Origin of the sequence: Robinsoniella peoriensis, assembly GCF_000797495.1 — a bacterium.
Classification (GTDB): Bacteria; Bacillota; Clostridia; order Lachnospirales; family Lachnospiraceae; genus Robinsoniella; species Robinsoniella peoriensis.
The window spans coordinates 54,362-75,510 of record NZ_JTGN01000022.1 but is presented as its reverse complement, the minus strand read 5'-3'; the positions used below and the strand labels follow the sequence as shown (position 1 = coordinate 75,510).

The 21,149-nt window shown below is 41.3% G+C and carries 4 protein-coding genes; all 4 read left to right on the top strand.

Features of this window, described 5'->3' with window-relative positions; translation table 11 throughout:
* The first annotated feature begins 135 nt into the window (after window positions 1-135).
* Entirely contained in the window at window positions 136-5,649 is a 5,514-nt protein-coding gene (locus QR40_RS30430) for a family 78 glycoside hydrolase catalytic domain (protein ID WP_052431097.1), read from the top strand.
* Between the two features lie 97 nt (window positions 5,650-5,746).
* Window positions 5,747-11,977, top strand: a complete 6,231-nt coding sequence (locus QR40_RS27880; protein ID WP_044297728.1) for an Ig-like domain-containing protein — start codon at window positions 5,747-5,749, stop codon at window positions 11,975-11,977.
* 132 nt (window positions 11,978-12,109) lie between these two features.
* Entirely contained in the window at window positions 12,110-19,135 is a 7,026-nt protein-coding gene (locus QR40_RS30425) for a family 78 glycoside hydrolase catalytic domain (protein WP_052431096.1), read from the top strand.
* A gap of 174 nt (window positions 19,136-19,309) precedes the next feature.
* Window positions 19,310-21,124, top strand: a complete 1,815-nt coding sequence (locus QR40_RS30420) for a C40 family peptidase (protein WP_052431095.1) — start codon at window positions 19,310-19,312, stop codon at window positions 21,122-21,124.
* Window positions 21,125-21,149 lie beyond the last annotated feature (25 nt).

Sequence of the window (21,149 nt, the reverse complement as noted above, 5' to 3'; positions counted from 1 at the left end):
ATCCTGTGTTACTTTGCTACTGTGCTTTGCATATTTATTGCAAATATTTATATTGAAAATACAATATTATGTTGTGCAGATGTGATTTGATTTTTGCAGACAGCCATTAGCTGCCAGCAGAAGGAGAGAAGACGTATGGAAAAAAAGAGGATGAAAAAGAAATTATCAGCATGGTTATTAGTAATTTGTTTGGTTATGCAGTTGTTTACTGGTCTCGGTGTGGAGGCAGAGGCTGCTGAAGGAGCATTCACAGTATATGGATTAGAATGTGAATCAGAAGTAAATCCCCTGGGGATTGATAAAAGTACGCCCAGACTTAGCTGGAAATTAGAATCGTCACAAAGAGGTGTTATGCAGACGTCATATCAGATTATGGCTGCAACCAGCAGAGATAATCTGGATGCCGGGAATTATGATGTCTGGGACAGCACCGTTGTAGAGAGTGACCAGTCAGTGGATATTGTCTACGGGGGTAAAGAATTAGAGCCGGGAACCAGATATTTCTGGAAAGTCCAGGTTACGGACAACAAAGGAAACACGGCGGTTTCAGCAGAAGAAGCTTATTGGGAAATGGGTCTGATGGGAACTCCATGGGATGCAAAATGGATTGAGCTGGATCTGGGTGCAGCACCATCACCGGATAAATATTCGGTAGAAATGGATTTTCGAATTATCAATGATGATGCAGGAATTATATTTGCTGGAAAAGATAATTCAAATTTCCTCATGTGGCAGATTAACACCTTTGAAAAGAAATTTAAAGGAGTGACTAGCTTCAGACCGCATCAGTGGGTAAAAGGAGCAGCGGCATGTATTGATGAATTTACAATTGAAGATGTTATTCCTGAACAAGAGCAGAAGGAACAGCATCATATTAATATTGAAGTAGACGGTAACCGGATTACAACGTTTATCGATGACACCCAGATTGACCAGAGAACAAGCGACTATGCGGCTTATGGTAAATTGGGCTTTCGCCAGTCATATGCTCCTGGAGACTGTGATGAACAGGCAGCGTACGACAATATCGTTGTGAGAGACGGAGATGGGAATATTTTATTTTCGGATAACTTTGACAGCGGAATCAATAACAATTTTAGTATTGGAAGTATTAATTCAGGTGAACTGGTTGTATCAAATGCGCTGGGACTGCAAAATGATGCAAAAGCGGCAGCATCAATGTACAGAAAAGACTTTGAAGTAGAAAAACAGGTTAAGAAGGCTACTGTATACGCTAGTGCACTTGGAATCTATGAATTGGAAATGAACGGACAGAAGGTAGGAGATGATTTCTTCAACCCGGGCTGGACCAATTATGAATTAAATCAGGATGACCGGAATTATGTCATGTACCAGGCATTTGATGTGACCGATATGCTGAAGGATGGTACCAATGTAATTGGAGCCATAACCGGTCACGGATGGTATTCCGGAAAACTGTTTGTAGGCGGAAAAGAACGTTATGGAAAAGATTCCAAACTGCTCTGCCAGTTAGAAATCGAGTATGCGGACGGAGAAAAAGTAAAGATATCTTCAGATTCTGCCTGGGTTGCCAGCGGAGACGGACCAATTGTATCAGATGATTTCCAGATGGGTGAAACCTATGACGCAACCAGGGAGATGCCGGGGTGGTCAGAAGCGGACTTTAATTTCCAGGGCAGCTGGAATCCGGTCAAAGAGTCCGGTTATGACGGAGATATTGTGGCACATATGGGACCCGGGGTAAAGGTTATCAAAGAAATAAAGCCCATATCTGTAAATGAACAGGAAGAAGGTACCTACATTTTTGATCTGGGACAGAATATTTCCGGATTTGCAAGAATGAATGTAACCGGAGACGCAGATACGGTAGTTAAGCTGCGTTTCGGTGAGATGCTGCAAAATGACGGGAGTCTGTATACTGCAAATTTAAGAAGTGCGGCAGCTACAGATTATTACACCTTAAAGGGTGATCCAAATGGAGAAACATGGCAGCCACGGTTTACGTTCCATGGATTCCGTTATATTGAGGTGACCGGATATCCGGGAGTACCTACTCTGGATGATATTACAGGTGTAGCAATCAGTTCCCTGCAAGATACCACAGGAAGCTTTACCACATCAAATGAAGATATAAATCAGCTTCAGAGTAACATTACCTGGGGGCAGTTAGATAACTTCATAAGTGTACCTACGGATTGTCCCCAAAGAGACGAACGACTGGGTTACACAGGAGATTCACAAGTATTTGTACGTACTGCAGCGATGAATCAGGATGTACAGACATTCTTTGAAAAATTCATGATGGATGTCACCACGAACCAGCGGGCAGACGGAGCAATTGCTGACTGGACACCTAATTATGTTACACCCGGAGATGGACTGAGCGGTTCATTCGGAGCTTCCGGCTGGGGAGATGGTGTTATTATCATTCCGTGGACCATGTATACCACTTACGGAGACACCTCCATTATCCGGCAGAGCTACGAAGGGATGAAAGGATGGATTCGGTATTATCAGCATCTGGAGACCAAAGATCATCTGGTTGAGGGCTGCGGAAATAATTATGGAGACTGGTTATCGGTGGGAGCAGAGACCCCTATTGACTTAATCTGTACCGGTTACTATGCGTACAGCTGTGATTTGTTTTCAAAGATGGCAGAGGCAATTGGAGAAACAGAAGATGCCGCTATATACCGCAATTTATTTGAAGAAATTAAAAAAGGATTTAACAAGGCATTTGTTGATGAAGAAGGACATGTAGGTAATGGAACACAGACCAGTTACCTTATGGCACTAAAGTTCAATTTATTAAAAGACGATGCAGCAAGGAAAAAAGCAGCAGCATATCTTGTAGAAGATATTAAGAATAAGAACTGGCATTTATCAACCGGTTTCATGGGCGTTGCTTACCTTTGTCCGATGCTGACCGAGATGGGATACGCAGATGTGGCATACCGCCTGTTATTACAGGATACTTATCCATCCTGGCTATACAGTGTAAGAGCCGGTGCAACCACTATCTGGGAGCGCTGGAATTCCTATGATTACGAGACCGGACAATTTGGGGATGTAGGTATGAACTCATTTAACCACTACTCTTTAGGCTCTGTAGGCGAATGGTTCTACAATTACGTAGCAGGTATCTCATACGATGAGAAAAATCCCGGATACAAGCACTTTAACTTAAAACCATATCCCGGCGGCGGATTGAGTTATATTGACAGTTCCTTTGAATCAGTATACGGAAATATCCAAAGCAGCTGGAGCTACGGGGAAGAAGACAGCTTCTGTATGAACGTAACCATTCCTGCAAATACGACGGCTACCATTTATGTTCCTGCTGAAAATAAGGATCAGGTATTGGAAAATGGAATTCCGGCAGCTCAGAGTGAGGGGCTTTCATTTGTAAAAATGGAGGATGGCAAAGCAGTATTCGAGGCAGGATCAGGGCAGTATCAGTTCACAACCGTACTCAGGCAACAAGTTGTTTTAAACATCGTGGATGAAAATTCAAGCAAGGCAAGCCTGGTAAGTATCAACGGTGGTGAACCACAGAAATTACCGGTTATTGAAAGTGTATATACAGGGGACGAGGTTACCTTAAGTGCTAAACCAGAAAATGATGTGGATTATAAATTCTCAAAATGGTATGGTGAAGGCTTTGAAGAAGACAGTTCAGAAATTACCTTACAGATCAATGGAGAAACAAAGATAGCCATTCAAAACAGTAATATTGAGAGGGAAAGTCTGGCAATTGGAAAGAAAGCAGAGGCAAGTACTTCCATTTCCAATGGAGACTGGGGACTTCAGAATATTAATGACGGACAGTTAGTTTCTGTAGCGGGAAACCTTGGATTCACTACAAATGGATCAGATGGTGAGGATGTAAACCACTGGGTTGAAATCGATCTTGGAGAGAATATGAATTTTAACAGAATTCATTTATACCCAAGAACCGATGTATTCACAAAAGATGGAAAAACTCCGTCCTTCCCAAAAGATTTCAGCATTCAGGTTTGTAAAGATGGAGAAAGCCAATATACAACCATAGGAGATTATACTGATTACCAGGCACCTGAAGGAAAACCGGCTGTATTGAAATGGGAGGAAGCAGTATCAGCCAGAAAAGTAAGGATACAAGTAACCAAAGTTGGCAATCCACCGGCTGGTGAAATTCATTATTTTCAGTTAGCAGAGATGGGAATTTACAATCAGGCTTCGCTGCAGACTCAAAAATTAAAAGAGGCAATGGAGCAGGCAGCGGCATTTGAAGGCAAAGAATCTGATTACACAAGTTCCAGCTGGAAGATATTCAGCAAAGCACTGAAAATTGCAGAAAATGTATTAAATAATGAGAATAATACGCAGAAGGAGATTGATACAGCAGCGCAGTCATTAGGAAATGCAATAAGTGGACTGATAAAAAGAGCAGACAAGACTGCTCTGGAAAATACCATTCAGGATGCAAAAAAATATTTGTCCCAGGAATCCAAATATACAGCAGAAAGTTTTCAAATTTTAAAACAAAATCTGGATGCAGCATTACAGGTACTGGAAAAGAAAGATGCTATTCAGACAGAAGCGGATGAGGCTGTAAAAGATCTTCAGTCAGCAATTAAAGGACTGACACCGGCAGGGGATCTACAGGCACCTTCCATTCCGGGAAATGTAAAAACATCCGGTATAACAGAAAATTCCGTTACGATTACCTGGAATGCATCGGCAGATAATACCGGTGTGAAAAAATATCTGGTAAAGAATAAAGAAAACATAGTATCAACGGTAACAAATGGTACTAAAGCTGAAATTATGGGACTGGCGCCAAATACAACCTATACGCTTACCGTATATGCATATGATCAGGCGGGAAATGTCTCAGGCGGCGCAAATGTAACCTTTAAAACCCTGAATAAGATCCAGGTAACTGCTGTATCCTCAGTAAAACTGAATTACAACAGTCTCACAATAAAAGGCAAAGGAACAAAACGATTAAAATCAGAAGTTCTACCCGGCAATGCAGCCAATAAGAAGGTTTCCTGGAGATCTTCCAACAATTCCGTTATTTCAGTAGATGCAAACGGAAAAGTAACCGCTAAAAAAGCAGGTAAAGCAACAGTCACAGTAAGGACAGCGGACGGTGGAAAAGAGGCATCCTGTAAGATCACAGTTACTACGGTTAAGGCAAAGAAAATTTCCCTGAACAAAAAAAGCAAAACCATTTATAAGGGAAAAACTTATCAGCTTAAGTCTTCCTTAAAGCCGTCAAATGCAACAGATAAAGTGGTCTGGACCAGTTCCAATAAGAAAGCTGCTACCGTATCCCGGAACGGGCTTGTAAAAGCCAAAAAAGCTGGGACAGCGACAATTACTGCAAAGATATCCGGTAAGAAGAAAATAACCTGCAGAATCACTGTAAAGGAGGTGAAGGCAAAGAAGGTTAAGATGAACCTTCACAAGAAAACATTAAAGACAGGAAAAACATTACAGCTTAAAGCAACTGTAAAGCCAAAGAACAGTACAGATACTTTAAAATGGGAAAGCTCAAATAAAAAGGCAGCAAAAGTTTCCCAAAAAGGAGTTGTTACAGCTTTGAAAAAAGGACGTACAACCATTACGGTATCCACACCGCAAGGAAAGAAAGATTCCTGCATTATCACAGTAGAATAAGGTTCTGTTCGAGGCACAAGTATACAGGTGAATGTGGAAGTAAAACATTCACATTCACCTGGTTAAAATCGCAAAAAATGCGGCATAGGAGGAAAATATGAGAGGTTGGAAAAGATTTATATCCGGTATTCTGACAATGGTATTAATGATCACGAGCATATTACCAATGACAGTTACAGCGGCGGAAAATTTAACACCGGGCCATGAGTTTACGGCTGACTGGATCTGGAGCAATGATGCAAGGGAAGCCGGGCAGTGGATGAGTTTTCGTAAAACATTTGATTTGGAGAAAGTGCCGGAAAAAGTAGAGGCATACATAGCGGCAGATTCTAAATACTGGCTGTGGATTAATGGTGAAATGGCAGTATTTGAAGGTATGGTAAAAACCGGACCGAACAGATCAGACATGTATTATGACAAAGAAGATATCGCTAAATTCCTGAAAGAAGGAAAGAACACGATTGCCGTGCAGGTTGTCTACTTTGGTAAAAGCGGTTACGGATTCAAAGATTCCGGTAAGCCGGGCTTCTTATTTGACGCTGACTTCGGAGAAGGTGCACTGAAAGAAGGAACAAAAATTGTCAGCGATACCAGCTGGAAGGCAGTGAAAGATCCTGCTTATGGAAAGCATGATATGGATTCCAACTACAGGCTGGCGGAACCCAATATTATGTACGATGCCAATGCAGAACTGACAGGCTGGCAGGGAACAGAGTTTAACGATTCCAAATGGGAAAATGCCGTGATTCAGGCAAAAGCAGGAGAAGCTCCTTATAATGATCTTTGGGAACGTCCGATTCCCCAGCTGAAGGTGGATGATGTAGTGAGATACACCGCAGACGGTACAGATGGAACAGGTACCTGGAAAGAAGAATATATAGATTCTTCCGCAAATGATGTATTTACAGCATTGGAACTGCCGGATGAATACAACGTATCTTTAACATTTATGGTAGATCCTCTTTCAACAACAGGGTCAAATGCCCCATTTGCAGGTTCCATGGGACTTGCTGTTAATATGAAAGATGATAATAACTTTTATATGCCTCAGGTAAGTATGGCGGATTTAAATGGTATGCAAAGCAAGGATTATGCGAATTATAAACCTCATATTCATATTAATGGCGGATGGGATGTAAAAGGCCCATATGATATCAGCAGTTTAATTCCGGGAGACAAGCGTTTTAATACAAAGCACACCATGACTGTAAGCGTGGATGCTAACGGATTTGATGCGACTGTAGATGGCGCTGTTATGGAAAGAGTTAATACAACAGCATTAAAAGGCGGTTCCATTGGCTTTCGAAATGACAATATGGAAAAAGTACGTATTTATAGCCTGGAAGTAAAATCCGCAGATAACAGCACAGTGCTGTTCAAGGATAACTTTGCTAAGGATAAGCTTGGAAAGCGTATGACACAGTTTAAGAAACTTTCCGGCGCTGTTGATCCTCAAATTAAAGAAGATGAAAATGGGGATCACTATTTATCTCAGACAAATGCAATCATTCAGGCAGGTACGGTAAAACTTGGAGAAGGTGTAAAACGCTACACCATCCGAAATGCAACAAATCTTCAGGGTACACCTTATCTCAAAGTGAAATCAGCGGCCGGCAAACGTATCGATATGTATACCGATACCTGGAAAGAGCCGGCAGGAAATGGCAACTCAGTGAGACATGCCTACATCACAAAAGATGGAGAGCAGGAATTTGAAGCACTGGGATGGGTAAACGGATATGATGTTTACTTCGAAATTCCGGAATCAGTCGAAGTTTTGGAATTAGGATTCCGCCCGTCTACTTATAATACGGAACCGGTTGGCAGCTTCACAAGCGAGGATGAGGACTTAAACTTATTGTATAAAAAGTCTTATGATACCCTGTTAGTAACCATGAGAGACAACTACATGGACTGCCCGGACAGAGAAAGAGCACAGTGGTGGGGAGATGCCGTAAATGAAATGCAGATGGCATTCTACGCTATGGACAGCAACGCAGGACTTCTTTACAAAAAAGCATTAAACCAGGTACTTGGATGGAAGAATGCGGCAGGACAGCTGCCTACGACAGCTCCAAATGGAATTGATGCTATTTCCGAACTTCCAATGCAGGCACTGGCAGGGGTTATGTCCTTCTGGCAGTACTACATGTACTCCGGTGATGCGCAGCCTATGACTGACGGATACGATTCTTTATTGGCTTATCTGAAACTCTGGAGTCTTGAATCGGATGGTTTTGTATCCCACAGAGGCGGAACCTGGGACTGGATGGACTGGGGAAATAATCCGGATGGTAAAATTATAGAACAGGAATGGTATTACATAGCTGCGCAAAGTGTATTAAACATGGCCCAGACCCTGGGTAAACCAGCAGCAGATATTGAGTTCCTGGAAGATCGTATGTACAGCATTAAGTCTAAGTTTGATAAAGCATTCTGGGACAAATCGAAAAATGCTTATTACAGAAGTACCGGAAGCGGAAAAGCAGATGACCGTGCCAATGCTTTAGCAGTATATGCAGGACTTGCACCGGCAGGCCGTTATGCAGATATTGAAAAATTACTGGAAACCCAGATGGAATCCAGCCCGTACATGGAAAAATACGTTTTAGAAGCTTTATACATGATGGGTTATGATGACGAGGCTATGGCTAGAACGAAAACCCGTTATAAAGAGATGATCGAGGATGAATTCCCTACCTTATGGGAGTTCTGGGATAAAAATGCAGGTACCAGAAATCATGCATGGTCCGGCGGCCCCCTTACCATGATGTATATGTTCAATGCAGGTATTACACCATTAACCCCGGCATATGAGAGCTTCCAGGTAAGACCACAGACAGCAGGATTAAAGGATATCAATGCAGAAATACCATCACCTAATGGAGATATCGCTGTAACAGTGAAAGAAACAGATACAGATATCACTTTAGGAGTAACCGTACCGGAAGGTTCGAAAAGTGCTGATATCTATGTTCCAAGAATAGAGGGCAAACAGACGATGATCCAGTTAGGAGATCAGACAATCTATGCTGACGGATCTGTTCTTGATTTACCGGATGGAGTTACTTATAAGGATGAAGACAATGAATATGTAGCATTCACAGTAGAAAGCGGAACGTATTCATTTGTAAGCAGTGAATATACAGGAGAAGAAAAAGAGCAGTACGATGTAAATGTAAAAGTAGTGGGACAGGGAACGATACAGGTAAATGGAGCAGATATTACAGTGCCGTACCAGAGCCAGGTTAATAAAGGTGAAAAAGTAACCGTTACTGCAGCACCGGCAGAAGGCTGGGTAATTCAGAAAATAACAGGTACATATCCGGAAATTATTTCTGATGAAAACAGCAAGGTTCCTTATACGAAGGAAATCACAGTAGACCGGAATGTAAATTTCACAGCTGTATTTACAGAGATTCCAAAGGAAAGACATGTATTAACCGTTGATGCAAATGGTTTGGAATATGCAGCGAATGTTAAGATTAACGGTGTAGAGAAGAGAATTCCATTTGCAGGGGCCTTTAAAGAAGGACAGGAAGTAACTATTGAAGCAGAAGTACTGCTGCCGTTAAACTATGAATTTTCAGGTTGGAGCACAGAAACCGGTACCACAGATGGAAATACAACAACGGTGACAATTGGCAGGGAAGATGTTGATGTTTCCTTTGAACTTACAGAAAAAGTGGAAAAAATCACTCCGGTAATCGTCACTGTAGCAGATAAGCCAGAGGGCGGCGGTTCCTGGGATAAGAGCAATTTAGTGGATGGACAGCGTATTTCAACAAATGAATCTAATGGATTTACTTCGCAGACTTACAGTACAAAAGATATCAGTAAAGATCCTCATAATATTGTTCTGGATCTTGGAGAAGTGAAATCTGTAAATCAGGTAGCTTTATTCCCAAGGACAAATGCAGCTGCAGGAGATAATTTAAGCTGTGCGTTTCCGGAATGCTTTAAGATCTATGTAAGTGCAGACAATAAAAACTGGCAGTTAGTGAGATCTGTAGTGGATCAGCCAAACCCGCGCTTTAAAGAGCAGGTTTACAGTTTTGCATCCCATGACGCGAGGTACATTAAGATTACCACAACCAGACTTGGGGATGTGGCAACCGATGAAGGAAGCCCGAATAATTTCCGTGTACAGCTTGCAGAAATTGAAGTGTACAGCAATCCGGAAGTAACACTTCCTTCCAAAGATGCATTAATAAACGTATTAAAAGAAGCAGATGATGTAAGAAAGACAGAAAAATATTTAGAAGCAACTCTTGCAACACAGGAAATATTTGATGAAGCATACAATACAGCTCAGGCGGTACTGGAAGAAGAAGATGCAGATGCAGATAAGGTAAATGGGGCAGAACAGGGAATGAGAAATGCAATTGACGGACTGATTCCTGCACCGAAGCCAATTACCCTTGTGGATGAAGTAAACGGAATTTCTATCCATGCAGAAGCAGGAGTACTGCCGGATAATGTGGAATTAAGAACAGCCCTGATTGAAGCAGGACATGAAAAGAATGAAACCGTAGCAGAGGCAATGAAGGATGTTACCGATGAATTTACAGCATTTGATATTACTCTATGGGCTGATAACGTGGAATTAACCCTGGGTGAAAACCACGTCACTGCCGCTATGAAGGTACCGGCTGGCTATGACACCGGTAAACTTGCATTATTCTATGTATCCGGGGATGGGGAGAAGACAGAACTTTCCTTTACCTATACAGACAGCAATAAAACAGATATCCGGTTCCAGGCAGATCTTCTTGGAAGCTATGTGCTTTCAGACGGAGCAGGTGAAGGCGGCGATTTAGCTACACTGAGTACCATAAAAGCCTCTGCATTAAAGCCTTCAATGCTATGGGATGAAACAACAAAGGTAAGCCAGATTATGGCATATGACACCAGAGGCCAGATTGTAGACTTGACAAATGCAGTCATTACATATGATACCAGCAACGGTAATGTTGCCGCTGTAGATGAAACTGGTTTGATAACAGCTAAAAATACGGGAACAGCAAAAATCTTTGTAAATGTTACTTTAGATGAAATGCAGGCATCCGGTTATGTCAGAGTAACTTCAGCAGAACCGCAGATCATAAATCCGGTAAAAGCAGAAGCAGGCAAAGACAGTATAACGTTACAGACTGCAGACGGGTACGAATATGCATTATGGACAGGTAATACAGGATTAGTATTTACAGAGAATCCTGTATTTACAGGATTAAATCCGGCAACGGAATATGTCTTCTACCAGAGAATCGCTGCAAATGAAAACCATACAGCAGGAAATTTAAGTGAAGCATTGAGCATTACCACAGACAAAGAAATGATGACTGGTACTATCAGCCTCTCAGGTACTGCAAAAGAAGGGGAAACACTTACCGTAAATACATCAGGTATCCAAAATCCAAAGAACCTGGTATATGTATGGAAACGCGGAGACCAGGGTATTCAGGGTGCAAACGGAACATCCTATAAGCTTACAAAGTCTGATGTAGGACAAAAGATTTCTGTAGTTGTAACATCTGAGATTATGGCTGGTATCTTTACCGCGACAACAACAGAAGCTGTAAAACCGGCAGAAGTATCAGTAACAGGAGTCACTTTGGATAAGACAAGCATGACTTTGGAAAAAGGTAAGAGTGCAGTATTAAATGCAGCCGTTGTACCAGCCAATGCAACCAATCAGGCAGTGACCTTTAAGAGCAGCAAGACATCGGTTGTTACGGTGTCCCAGAGCGGCAAAGTATCTGCGAAAAAGGCAGGAACAGCTGTTATTACAGCGGTAAGTGCCAATGGAAAAACGGCTGTATGTAAAGTTACGGTAACACAAAGGCCAACGGGTGTTAAATTAAACAGAACAAGCAAGATACTGGGTGTAAAGGAAACTTATACCTTGAAACCAACGCTGAAACCTTCCTATGCTTCCAATAAAAAATACACATGGACATCCAGTAATAAGAAGGTTGTAAAAGTAAACTCCAAGGGAAAATTAACGGCAGTAAAAGAAGGAACCGCTACCATAACTGTGAAAACAAGCAATGGTAAAAAGGCAATTTGTAAGATAACCGTTAGAAAAGCACCGGTAAAGCTTACCTTAAATGAAAAGAGTAAAACATTAAAGGCAGGCAGGACATTTGCATTAAAAGCAAAACGTTCCAGCAAAAGTGCAGGCAAGATTACCTATACAAGCAGTAATCATAAAATTGCAACGGTCAATTCCAAGGGTGTAATTAAAGCAGTAAAAAAAGGTCAGACAATCGTTACTGCTAAATTATACAATGGCAAATCAGCACAAATTAAGATAACCGTAAAATAACAGGAAACGGGGTTTGGCTGTGCAATTTAAGGAACGCAGTCCCACTACGCAACTGAAATTCAAAAAGAAGAGGAGGTGATAGTCACATAAATAAATTTATTTCACGAAGATAAGTAAAGAAGGAGAAAAAAAATGAAGAAAAAGAATAAATGGATATCGCTTATATTAGCTATCGCAATGGTTATCACGTCCTTAATGCCCGCGACGGCATTGACAGCAATGGCTGCAGAAGGCAACACCGCAATTAGAGAACTGATGGTAGATAACGTAGTTAACCCGGTAGGGATTGATAATACTGCACCAAGATTTTCATGGAAAATGGATTCAACGGTACAGGGACAGATACAGACCGCTTATCAGATCGAAGTATCTGAACTTGGCGGAACTCAGGTATGGAATACTGGTAAAGTAGTGAGTGATAAAGCAGTGGACATTATTTATGAAGGAAATCCGCTGACATCCTCCACAACCTACCAGTGGCATGTAACCGTATGGGATAAAGACGACAATGAAATAGCATCCGGTAATGCTACCTTCGAGATGGGTCTGTTGGAAGAAGATGCATTTAACGATGTAAACTGGATTCGTATGCCGAAAAACGGCGATCCGGATCCGGATGCACCGGAACCTGAAATTGATAAAAGCGTTTATACAATTGAAACAAATTTACAATTTAAAGATGCAGTGGGTGTAGTATTTGCAGCAAAGGATAATTCCCATTTCTATATGTGGCAGTTAAACAATAATATGGAACAGGGTATTAAGGGAAGCTGGCTTCGTCCTCATGTATGGAACGGTGTTGGGGGAACGTTTAATCCCGAAAACATTAAAGATTATAACGGATATCAGTTAAAAGAAGAACTTAAAAATAATACAGATTATAATCTTAAGCTGATAGTAAATACAACTACTCATATAGTGGAAACTTATGTTAATAATGAATTAGTAAATTCGTTAGACTGTAAAGATGCAGATTTATCATATGGTAAAATCGGTTTCCGTCAGGCTACCAATCCGGCAGGCGGATTCAAAGAACAGGTATGGGCTGATGATATTAAGGTAACTGCAAATGACGGAACAATTATGTTTTATCAGGATTTCTCCCTGGAAAATGATACACAGTTTGACGGCGGTGTTGTAGAAAATGGGAAACTTTATTTAACCTATGGTGATGGACAGGGGGATAAAGTATTTTTTAGCAGGGATAGTTCTATGTACTACCGTTTTGACACTGATTTTACCATTAAATCCGGTAAAGCAGGTATCATCTATGGATCAAACGTGGAAGGAACCCAGTACTATTATTCACAGTTAAATCCGAATTATAAAACAGGTCCCGCAGTTGTACAGCATATGAGAGAAGCAGATGGAAGAAAATACGAATTTGATCATGGAGATATCAAAAATGTATCCAAAGAAGATATGGTTAATAAAAAACATCACTTCACTCTCACATGTACGAATAAACAGGAAGTGCGTATCTATATCGATGGTGTAGAAGCAAAATATCATGACAAACTAGATAAGTTCCAGTTTGATGGAAAGCTTGGTTTTAACAATGATGCAGGTGATGATGTAGTTTATGAAAATATCATTGTAAAAGTTGCAGGAATGCCTAAAGTATTCACAGATTCCAGTACGCAGGAAAATATTTTTGACAATGGGACTGTGGAAAACGGAGGATTACACATTACCGGCGAAACTACCGCTTTAATAAATAATGCACTTAGCGGAAAACCAGAGCCGGAACCAGAACCCGATGCACCGGTACATTACACTGTAGAATCCGATATCACCGTAACCAGCGATTCTGCAGGCATTGTCTTCTCAGCATCCGACAGCAGCAATATGTTCATGTGGCAGATTAACGGGTCAGACCATAAAGGAAAATTATACTTAAGACCTCATATCTGGGAGAATGGTACACCACATTATGACAAGTATGAAAAAGATATTAGCAGTTTCTTTGATTATAATACAGAAATTCTGAACAAAGAAGTTCATGTAAAAATTGAAGTAACGAATCAGGAAATCAAGACATTTATCAATGACCAGCTGGTAGATACTTTCGAAGTAACTGCGGCAACGCCGGGAAAAGTTATTGACGGAAGAGTTGGTTTCCGCTCAGGAACAGCAACAGAAAAATTTATGGCGGACAATCTGAAAGTGACTGTCTTTGAAGAAGGCGGACCCGAAGAAGGAACATTGAAACTGTCTTATGATTTTGATGATGGCATAAATCCATTTGGAGGAAGTGCAGGTCAGGCAAGTTCAGGTTCATTTAAAGACGGCAAATTTGTTGTAAAAGGAAATGCAGGTGTACTTCTGACAAAAGATTATTCCAATCTGGGAATGCCAATGTTCAGAAAAACATTTGAAACAGAGGACCAAGAAATTGTAAGTGCAAAAGTATATGCATCTTCACTGGGTGTATATGATCTGTATGTGAACGGAACCAGAGTAGGACGTCCGGATGAAAACGGTGAAACGATCTATGATGAAATGAAGCCGGGCTGGACAGATTATAATGAAAGAGTATTATATTACTCTCATGACGTTACAGATTTAATGAAAAAGGGCGGGGAAAATGTTATTCTGGCACAGGTAGGAACCGGTTGGTGGACAGGAAGAATTTCCTACAATACCTATGGAACCAAGGATATGGCATTTCTGGCTAAGACAATCATTACTTACAGCGATGGAACAAAGAAAGTCTTAAACACAGACAGTTCCTGGAAAACAAGTAAAGAAGGTGTAATCCGTGAAGCAGATATCTGGGATGGTGAAACCTATGATGCAAATTACCCAAGTGCGGCTTTAATGTCTACTTCAGATTATACAGAAGATGATAGCTGGAGCAAAGTAAGTTATGACACAAACTTTGGCGGAGTGATTTCTGCACAGGTAGGACAGACAATTCAGGTTCGGAAAGAACTGGAACGTACCCCGGTTACTACAAGTGTATACCAGGGAAGCAAAGACAATGGTTCTGATTACGGTGTTGTAAATGTAATCAAAGATGATTACAATGCCGATGATGTAATTGAACTGAAAAAGGGCCAGACAGTAGTATATGATTTAGGACAGAATATGGTAGGATGGCCAAATATCACAGTAAAAGCACCAAAAGATGCACAGATCAGCATGCATTTTGCAGAAATGTTAAATGACAGCGGTAAAACTTCCAGAGGAAATGACGGTCCGGAAGGAAGCCTTTATATGGCAAACTACAGATCAGCTGCATCCACATCCATTTATATTGCGAAAGGTGACGAAAAAGAAAGCTATCGTCCGACATTCAGCTTTTATGGATTCCGTTATGTATCTATTTCGGCAGATGCTGATATTACAATTGACAGCTTCCGGGCAGAAGTCCTGGGTTCGGCTATTCCGGAAACGGGTAGTCTGGAGACAAGCAATTCATCCGTAAACCAGTTAATCAGCAATACACTCTGGGGACAGAGAAGTAACTATTTAAGTGTACCTACAGACTGCCCGCAGAGAGATGAACGTCTTGGTTGGTCAGGTGATACACAGGTATTTATCGGGGCGGCATCTTACAATGCAAATGTTGCAGGTTTCTTTAATAAATGGGGACAGGATGCAAGAGACAGCCAGACAAGTGTTGGACAGTATACCGATACAATTCCAAGATCTGCAGCAGTAGGTGCAGGTAATGCAGCTTGGGGAGATGCCGGTATTATCGTTCCTTATACCATGTTTAAGATGTATGGGGATACACAGATCATCTCTCAGATGTACGATTCTATGGAAAAATACATGAACTGGCTTAACAGCAGAGGTTTTGAGGGTGCCGGAACTGCTTATTGTGACTGGCTGGCTCCAAATGAACAGGACAACCAGGGTATTATCAGAAATCTGATCGCATGTGCTTACTACGCATATGATACTCAGTTAATGGCTGAAATGTCAGATGCTATCGGAGAAACACAGAAAGCAGAGGCATACAGAGCAAGATTTAATGAAATTAAAGACCATTTCCAGGAAAAATATATTAATAACGATGGTACTTTAGCAGCTGGTGCAGATACGCAGACAGGATATTTAATCACTTTAAAAGTAGGTCTGTTTAAAGATGATGACCAGAAGCAGGCAGCAACAGATATTCTGGTTAATAAGATTAAAGCTAACGGAAATAAACTTGGTACCGGATTTGTTGGTACTGCTATGCTGAATCAGACGCTTACAGAAGTTGGTGCTGTTGATATGGCATACACCCTGTTACTCCAGAGGGACAATCCATCCTGGATGTACAGTATTGATCAGGGAGCAACAACAATTTGGGAACGTTGGAATTCCTATACAAAGGAAAACGGATTCGGACCGGTTGATATGAACTCCTTCAATCATTATTCTTATGGCGCTATTGTAGAGTGGATGTACAGTGATATGCTGGGAATCAAAGCAGATGAAGATCAGCCGGGATTCAAGCACATCATATTAAAACCACAGCCGGACAGAAGAGCAGACGAGGATATTCCTGCAAATCAGGAACGGATTACCTGGGTAAAAGGATCTTATGATTCCGCTTATGGAATGATTAACGCAGAATGGAATTGGTCGGAAGATGGATTTAACTATACGGCAGCAATTCCTGCCAATACTACAGCAACCGCTTATATTCCAGTTGAAAAAGATATGGAAGTTACGGTAAATGGCATTCCGGCAGATGAGTTTGAGAAAGAAAAAGATGGCATTAAATATGTGGATACAGTAGAAGGAAATGCAGTATTTGAAATTACGGCAGGAACCTATGAATTTAAAACCGCATACAAAGAAGCAGCAGACAAGACAGAATTAAAGAAAGTAATTCAGGATGCAAAAGATTTAAAAGAAACAGACACATATAAAAATGCAACAATGAACTCCCGGGAAGACTTTGATACCGCATTGGCAGCAGCAGAGAAAGTTTTAAAAAATGGAAAAGCAACTGCTGAGGAAATAACCAAAGCAATAGAAGTTCTGTCCAAAGCAGCAGAGGGTCTGACAGCAGAGGAACAGCCGGCAGATAAGACTGAGCTGGAAAAGACAATTAAAGCAGCCAATGATATGATGGGAACAGACAAGTATCAGACAGCTTCCAAGGAAACAAAAGATGCCTTTGACATTGCTTTTAAGGCAGCACAGGATATGTTCCTGAAAGAAGATGCATCAGAGGAAGAAATTGCAGATGCCATCGCTGTTCTACTTAAAGCAATGGAAGAACTGCAGCCGGAAGAACCCCCGGTTGTATTGCCACAGATTCTTACTGACGAAGCTAACGGGGTTACTCTAACAGCTGATACCGAAACATGGCCGGGAGATACACAGCTTAAGGTAGAAAGAGTGGAAAGCGGAAGCAGACAGGATCTGGTAGCAGAAGCATTAAAAGATGTCACCAGAGAATTTACAATACTTGATATCTCATTAATTTCTGACCAGGGAGAGGTATCTCTGGATGGAAAAGAAGTAAAATCAGTAATGAGAATACCGGAATACTATGATGCAGATCAGCTTGCATTGTACTATGTATCAGAGGATGGCGTAAAAACAGAGCAGCCGTTTACGTTTACAGATGAAAGCAAGACAGAGGTTACCTTTACAACAAGCACCTTAGGATTACTTGTATGGGCTGACTTACGACTTGTACCAGATGAAAACGGACTTCAGGTTGTATTTGAAAAAACCAATATGCTTTGGGATGAAACATCCAGAATCCTGGGGATTTCAATGAAAGATGAGGCTGGAGAAACCATTGATTTGACGAATGAAACATTTTTTGTTGAATCTGACGATGAAAATGTTGCAAAAGTGGATGAAAATGGTATAATTAATGCAAGGAATGCAGGAAAGGCAAATATTACCGTTAAATTGACATATAATGAGGTAGAATATACCAATGTTACTTCAATAACGGTCAGTGAAATTTACCCGTTAAAGCCTGCGGCAGCAAAGGTTACAGTAGACAGTATTACATTAAAGACCATATCCGGTTATGAGTATGCAATGCAGACCGGCGATCAGGAATTAGTATTTGGTAATTCAGCAGTATTTACAGGCTTACAGCCGAATACGGTTTATTGTTTCTATCAGAGAATTGCAGCTACGGATACACATGAAGCAGGAAGGCCGGGTAAAGTACTTGAGGTTTCCACAGACAAGGATACTTTAAGAGGTGTTATTGTAATTAAGGGAACCGTAAAAGAAGGACAAACTCTTACATTGGATATCACAGGAGTTCAGAATGCAGACAAACTGTCAATCAGTTGGATGCGTGGTAATCAGGTGATTGACGGGGCTATTGGTACAAGCTATAAGCTTACGAAATTAGATGTGGGTTATCCGATTACAGCGGTTGTATCAGCAGAGAATTTAAAGGGAACGTTATCTGCAGCAACCCAGGATAAAGTAGCGCCACAGGAAGTATTCGCGGCAAAAGTATCCCTGAATAAATCCGAACTTTCTATTAAGAAAGGCAAAAAATATACATTTAAGACCAGTATTGAACCTTCGAATACTACAAATAAGAAGCTTACCTGGAAGAGCAGCAGCACATCGGTCCTGACTGTTGATAAGAACGGAAAGATGACTGCTAAGAAATCAGGAAGAGCTACGGTAACAGTTACAACAGCAAACGGCAGGAAAGCATCCTGTAAAGTAACCGTTACCCAGTCAGTTGATAAAATTAAACTGAATAGAAAGACAAAGACTTTAGGTGTTCAGGAAACATATACCTTAAAGAGCACGCTGGTTCCAAAATATGCAAAAACAAGTAAGATTACATGGTCAAGCAGCAATAAGAAAGTTGCATCAGTTAATTCCAGAGGTAAGATTACAGCCAAGAAAACAGGAACGGCAACAATCACGGTACGTACCGCAAACGGCAAAACTGCAGAGTGTAAGATAACGGTAAAAAATAAACCAAAATCAATAAAACTCAGTGCTTCAATTAAAAACCTGAAACCTGGTAAAACATTAAAATTAAAAGTGACACGTTCCAGCGGAAGCGCAGGAAAAGTAACATTTACATCCACGAATGAAGATGTGGCAACTGTTAGTTCTTCCGGTAAAGTAAAAGCTTTGAAAAAGGGAAAAACAACAATTAAAGCAAAGACTTATAATGGAAAATCAGATACAATCATTATTCGTGTAAAATAAGTAAATAAGTATAAAACATTTATCTGGGGGAGGCTTTTCACAGCTTCCCCGGACAGCAAATGAATGCGGCACCAGATCATGTGACAGAAATAGGTCAGAGATGATAAGATGATTTAGACAAGACATCCTATGGATCATTTTGAATGAAGCTCAAGGGGGAAAGCAGGATAATATATGAAATGGAAATTAGTACATAAAGCAGCAGCATTAGCGCTGGCATTTTCTTTAATTATTCCATCCACAGCGATGGCAGCACCTCAGACGGAGAGGACCACGGAACGGACAACAGAGGTGAAACCCCAGACAGAGCCTGTTACGGAGCCTGTGTCAGATCATTCTATACAATCTGAGCATTTCACAGAATCAGAAGCCGTCCTCACAGAAACACCTGTTGAAACAGTGACAGAAGTCTTGACAGAAACGGAAACACAAACAGAAACACAAACGGAGTCCGAAGAAGAGACGGAATCGGAAACCAAAAAGAGGGAAGAAGAAAGCACGGAACCACAGATGGAACCGGCAACAGAGATGACACAGGAAGAAATCAATGCAAATCTTGCATTAATTGAAGAGCAGCAGATTGAAGAACCAAAAGAGATCGAAAAACCTTTTGGCATTACAACAGTGGAGAAGGTATATGCACTGTCCAAAAGGAAGAATCTGCAGATCTACGAAGAAAAAAGTGTCAAATCCAGACCGGTGGGAGAACTGGGAAAAAACGGACTGTGTTATATCTTAGAGGAAGATGAAAAAGGCTGGGTTTATATAGAGTCGGGAGATGTAAGAGGATTTGTTAAGACAAAAAATCTTCTTACGGGCAAAAAAGCGAAAAGTTATGTAAAAAAGAAAAAGGCAAAAAATCTTTTGAAAGCAGATTGCCTTGTAAGTCCGTTAAAAAATAAAGCCTGGACTTATACAAAGACAACTGCACAGAAAACAGTAGTGAAAAAGGTATATGCCATCGCAGAAACGGATGGGGTATGTATCCAGGAACGGAAAAAAGAAAATTCAAATGTCATCGGTGTTTTACCGGAAGGCGGGCTCTGCTATGTGCTGGCTGACGGGGATGAAAAATGGATTTACGTAGAATCCGGTTATGTGCGTGGATTTGTTCAGCGTAAGAATCTGATCAAAGGCAAAAAGGCAGTTGAACTTGTTAAAATGAACAAGGAAGAAAATTATGAATTTGCCAGGGAACTCATTCCTATGGAAGAAAACAAATCCTTATATTATACGCTGACAACCGTAAGAGAAATTACAGCTTCCAGTGCACTCCGCAATTCTATGGTGGATTTTGCAAAGCAATTTTTAGGAAATTCCTACGTTTGGGGCGGCACGAGCCTTACAAACGGAGCAGATTGTTCAGGCTTTGTCCAGAGTATTTACAGTGAATTTGGATATTCCATACCGCGGGTAGCCGAGGACCAGGCGAGATTTGGCATGCAGATTCCGGCAGCTGATGCAGCACCGGGAGATCTGATCTTTTATGCACGGAATGGATATGTATATCATGTAGTCATGTATATTGGTGACGGACAGGATATTGAAGCGCACAGCAGTGCAAGAGGCATTATCACCAACAGCGTCAGCTACGACAGCGCTGTATGGGCAGTCCGCATTATTGAAGATGACGTTATGATCAATGACGGACCGGAAAATGACAGCAGCGTCCAGGGTGACACAGAGCTTGCCCGGGAACAGGATTATGGACAGCATCTGGGGAACTTTACCTTAACAGCTTATTGCAGCTGCCCGGTCTGCTGCGGTGTCTGGTCGGGAGGGCCAACAGCCAGCGGAGCTATGCCGGTACAGGGCAAAACAGTTGCTATGGGAGGTATCCCATTTGGAACCAGATTGATTATTAATGGTGAAGTCTATACCGTGGAAGATAGGGGAACTCCTTATGGACACGTGGATATCTATATGAATAATCATCAGGATGCCTGTGTATTCGGACGGCAGCAGGCAGATGTATATCTTGCAAATTAAAAAGAACCAGAGCAGATCAGGGAGG